The organism is Clostridioides sp. ZZV14-6154 (genome assembly GCF_020657785.1).
GTDB lineage: Bacteria > Bacillota > Clostridia > Peptostreptococcales > Peptostreptococcaceae > Clostridioides.
This window is the reverse complement of the sequence record NZ_JAGWCY010000027.1, coordinates 1-2,836: the sequence shown is the minus strand read 5'-3', so window position 1 is coordinate 2,836 and position 2,836 is coordinate 1. Positions and strand designations below refer to the sequence as shown.

At 27.6% G+C, this 2,836-nt stretch carries 2 protein-coding genes and 1 pseudogene; all 3 read left to right on the top strand.

Going from position 1 to position 2,836, the window contains the following annotated elements; all coding sequences use genetic code 11:
- On the top strand, positions 1 to 746 hold a 746-nt coding region (locus KGF45_RS19405), incomplete at its 5' end, for an ATP-binding cassette domain-containing protein (protein ID WP_227843073.1).
- Positions 747 to 900: 154 nt separating this feature from the next.
- Positions 901 to 1,938: an ABC transporter substrate-binding protein gene (locus KGF45_RS19400; protein ID WP_227843072.1), complete on the top strand. Its 1,038-nt coding sequence runs from the start codon at positions 901 to 903 to the stop codon at positions 1,936 to 1,938.
- Between the two features lie 799 nt (positions 1,939 to 2,737).
- Positions 2,738 to 2,836: pseudogene (locus KGF45_RS19395) on the top strand (ABC transporter permease); the annotation flags it as partial.

Sequence of the window (2,836 nt, the reverse complement as noted above, 5' to 3'; positions counted from 1 at the left end):
TTAAAAATATTTCAAAGAGTTTCCCAAATCCATATGGTCAACCCAACACTATATTTGAAAATTTATCTCTTAGTATAGAAGATGGTGAATTTGTAAGTATCATAGGTAGTAATGGAACTGGTAAATCTACTTTATTAAATATAATATCGGGTCTTATAAAAGAATCCTCTGGTGAAATCACTTTAGATAATACTAATATAACAAATTTAGCTGAACATAGAAGAACTCAAATAGTAAGTAGAGTTTTTCAAGACCCAAGTTTAGGAACTTGTCCTTCTATGACAGTTAGAGAAAATTTATCTCTTGCTCTTAATAAGGGGAAATTGCTAAATTTAAAGAGATGTCTTCGTCATAAAACAAATGACTTAGAGCACTTACTTGAAGGAATTTCTCTAGATTTAAAAAAATACCTAGATATTAAAGTACAGTATCTTTCAGGAGGTCAAAGACAATCACTTTCACTAATTATGTCTAGCTTAGCAAGCCCTAAGGTTCTATTATTAGATGAACATACAGCGGCACTTGACCCAAAGACATCAAATGAAGTAATTGAATTAACTGATAAAATTGTAAGAGAAAAAAATATAACTACTCTTATGGTAACTCACAACTTAAAGCATGCACTTCAATATGGAGATAGATTAATAATGCTTCATAAAGGTGAAGTTGTTTTAGATGTAAATGGTAGAGAAAAAGAAAAATTGACTATAGAAGAAATCTTAGAAAAATTTGAATATGCTGTTTAAAAAATAGCTATCACAATAATTTAATCTTAGTTTATTTACAAATTGGTTTATTTATAAAATATTTTTAATATCATAATATTTTTAGCAATACTACAACAATTCATATGAATATATGAACATATATAATAACAAAATTTTTGAGGGGGATATAAAAATGATTAATAAAAAAAGAATAGTAAGTTTAATTGTAGCAGGAGTACTAGGAGTATCAATGCTCACTGGATGTTCTCAAAATGGAGGTTCTGATACTTCAAAAGACAAAGAAAAAACAGACAATAAAGAAATAAAAAATATAGGAATCACTCAATTAGTAGAACATCCATCTTTAGATAAGGCAAAACAGGGATTCATAAAGGCACTAAAAGATAAAGGTTATAAGGATGGAGATAATATAAAAATAGACTTCCAAAATGCTCAAAATGATATGCCTACTACACAAAGTATCGCAAGTAAATTTGTATCTGATAAAAAAGATTTGATATATGCTATATCTACACCTTCAGCTCAAGCAGCTTATAATGCTACTAAAGATATACCTATAATCATGACTGCTGTTACAGACCCTGTAGAGGCTGGATTAGTTAAATCTCTTGAAAAACCAGGTGGAAATGTTTCAGGTACATCAGATTATCTTTCAATTGATAAAACACTAGAATTGGTTAAAACTTTAACTCCAAAAGCAAAGAAAATAGGTGTTATATACAATACTAGTGAAGTTAATTCAAAAATACAAGTTGATTCTCTACATGATTATGCTAAGAAAAATAATTATGAAGTTGTTGAAAAAGGAATCAGTTCTTCAAGTGAAGTTAACCAAGCTATTTCTAGTTTAGTTGGCAAAATAGATGTTTTGTATGTTCCTACTGATAATTTAATAGTTTCTTCTATGCCTATAGTTTCTAAAGTAGCTAATGAAAACAAAATACCTATAATAGCTTCTGAAGAAGGCTCTGTATCATCTGGTGCTTTAGCTTGTTGTGGAATAGACTATGAAAAACTAGGTTACAAGGCTGGAGAGCTTGCTATTGAAGTGTTAGAGGGTAAACCTGTTGGTGATATACCTGTTACTATGTTAGATGAAACTGAAATAATAATCAATGAAGATACACTAAAAGCACTTGACATGCAAAAGCTATCAGCAGATAATATAAAGTATATAAAGTCAGATAAAAATGCAAAATCTGCAGAGTAAAATGTAGTAAATTCAAAAAAGTAGGTAATATGAAAACTTTATATAGTAAGTACTCTTATCCACCCTAACCCTTTGAAAATTGTACTTATTGTAGCAATTTATTGCATATAAAGTTATTCATTTTCCATAAAAGTCGTCTATTTTGACGACAGATTATGAAAGTTGTATAACTTTCTAATCATTATTTGAGCTGTCTAAATAGAAATTTAAATTTCTTAGACAGCTTTTTTTTATAAATTTTAATAGCTACAGCTCTATCTTAATCCATATTTTCCTTTAATTAGATATTTTTTCACAAAAATTCCATTTAATTTACAAGTTTAGGATAACGTTTTTTTCAATTGATGTATTCTCTTTTAAAAATTCTATGTATATACTATGTAGTATCTTAATTAAATTTAGCAGTTGACTTTTATTATTGTATAATTTATAATTTATAACAAGTCAAGAATACATATAATTTTCTGACTAATTAAAATATTAAAAGGGAGAGATAATTATGAATACTTTATTAAACAATAAAAAATATTATTATTACTATAGCCACTATTTCTAGGGTTTGTACCTACGTTTTAACATAGATACAGACCCCTTAAGACTAGCAAAACTTTGGGATTGTATCTATGTAGGCTATATTGTTTATAGAGTTTTCATTTAACTATATAAGAGCCACGTAGATTATACTATGTGGCTTATTCGTGTTTTTACCACATAGTTGTGTATACTATGTGGTTTTTTTATATACAAAATTAGCAAATAATTAAAATTATAAAAATATTTTCAAAGGAGTGTTTTATTTATGTCAGGTATTATATCTGTAATGACGCAAAGTTTAATTTTATCAATCATGGCACTGGGGGTTTATATAACTTACAAAATCTTAGATTTTCCCGATATG

Bases quoted from the DNA above. Each gene is read 5' to 3' on its own strand.
- KGF45_RS19400 (WP_227843072.1), top strand. From the start codon at position 901: ATGATTAATAAAAAAAGAATAGTAAGTTTAATTGTAGCAGGAGTACTA.